A 1,592-nucleotide genomic window follows, 5' to 3' on the forward strand; every position below is an offset into this window, starting at 1 on the left:
AGAGCGCGATGACGCAGTTCGCACTGCTTTACCCGGAACGATTCAACATTGGAGTCTGAATCTCAACCCGCCTCACACACGGAATTCCGGATACCTCCAGAATTCACGGCATTCGGCATAGACCGCTGCCACAGCAAATATGCTGTCGAAGCGACGCGGTTTTTCGCTGATCTCGCCGAGGATCAGCGTATCGAGCTTCCGGTACTTGCTCATGATGGGTCTCCCGACATGTTGCAGGCCGTGCACACGCCGCGCCATTCGCCGGCAGCGTCGTGCACGTCGCCCGTTCCGTCGCAGGCCGAGCAGCGCACCATCAGCTCCGGATACAGCTTCTCGCGCAGGTGTTCAGGTAGGGCGGCCGCGCGGATCGCGAACACTTCGACGTCGGTCAGCTTCATTGGATCGCGCCCGCTGCGATCGCGTCGACGGCTTCGGTGAACGTTCGATATTCGTTCTCGCGCGACCACCACGCAAATATCGAGTACCGCTTGACCAACATCTCGGACGTTGTGCTGACGCCTATGTTGTCGGTGAGATTCGGGCTGGAGAACGCGACGGCTGACGTACGTTGAATCACACGGCGCTCCGTGCGTTCGACATAGACCTCCGGCTCACCTTTCTTCATCAGCGTGCGCCAGCGCGTGCCGTCCCGCTGATCGTCGGGCGACACCTCGGCACCGGCGGCCTGGCCTGAATTAGCGGTGATCGACTTGCGCAGCTCACTGATCCAGCGTTCCGAATCACTCATTGTGCGCGCAAGCATGTACAGCGCAAACGCGCGATCGGTCGTCAGCCCCTCCAGAGCCTCTGCCTGCGCGGGAGATTGCGGGGCGGCGTAGAGCTTCGTGCCGATCTCGGGCATCTTCCCGGCACGCCACGAAACCTCCTTCAGATCCGGCCCGAACGCGACGATCTCGCCAACCGGTTCCGCCGCCTGCGCGGGGGCGGCCCACGATCCGCATTGCTCGATCGCGTTGAGCGCGCAGTCGCGCAGCTCGTCCAGCGTCGCGACAATCGCATCCGGTTCACCTTCAGGGCTGTTGCGGTCAGGGATTTCGCACACGTTCGTCAGGAACGTTTCGAACCAATGCGGCAGCGCCATCGTTCCTTCCGTCCTGTCGCGTTCGCGGAGGGGGGCGTGGGCAAAGGCGAGCGCTTCGAGCCACGTCGCACGTTGGCTGTCCCACACGTCCACGGCAACGCCTTCCGTTTCAGGGCGGTCGTAGCCCATCAGCTTCACGAACGCCGCTCGCTCGTCGGTCGGCGCGGGTGCCGGTGGGGTACGGGCAAACGCACGCGCCTCACGCTCGACCAGTTCAAGATCGATGCGAGCGATCCCTTGCAAGTTGTGCTCTATGGTCGGCGCTGCTGCGGGCTGCTCGACGCGGAAGCCGCCGAACGCGTGCGCGATGAACTCGGTCAGGATGAAACGGTCGTCGGCGTTCGGCTCGCGCGAATCATTGCTCTCGCCGACGATCTCGAACGTCTCGATTGCGGCGAGTGCGATTTGCGTCGTGATCGATCCGGGCTGCTCGACAGCGGATGAGCAGAATAGCGGCGCAGCATCTTTGACCGCGCGAATCCAGCGCTGC

2 protein-coding genes and 1 pseudogene are annotated in these 1,592 nt (G+C 63.1%); all 3 read right to left on the reverse strand.

The annotated features are described in order from the left end of the window. Positions 1-72 precede the first annotated feature (72 nt). Entirely contained in the window at positions 73-213 is a 141-nt protein-coding gene (locus JMF90_RS36415) for a hypothetical protein (RefSeq protein WP_201326282.1), read from the reverse strand. Further along, positions 210-398 (reverse strand): hypothetical protein, encoded by a 189-nt coding sequence (locus JMF90_RS36420; protein WP_201317497.1) that lies wholly within the window; start codon positions 396-398, stop codon positions 210-212. The genes JMF90_RS36415 and JMF90_RS36420 overlap by 4 nt, the downstream gene beginning before the upstream one ends. Further along, a pseudogene (locus JMF90_RS36425) lies at positions 395-1,592 on the reverse strand (hypothetical protein); the annotation flags it as partial. The pseudogene JMF90_RS36425 and the gene JMF90_RS36420, both read right to left, overlap by 4 nt.

The organism is Burkholderia sp. E168m23 (genome assembly GCF_016586125.1).
GTDB lineage: Bacteria > Pseudomonadota > Gammaproteobacteria > Burkholderiales > Burkholderiaceae > Burkholderia > Burkholderia orbicola.

Excerpts from the sequence above, each read along its gene's own strand:
- JMF90_RS36415 (WP_201326282.1), bottom strand. The coding sequence starts at position 213 with ATGAGCAAGTACCGGAAGCTCGATACGCTGATCCTCGGCGAGATCAGC.
- JMF90_RS36420 (WP_201317497.1), bottom strand. The coding sequence starts at position 398 with ATGAAGCTGACCGACGTCGAAGTGTTCGCGATCCGCGCGGCCGCCCTA.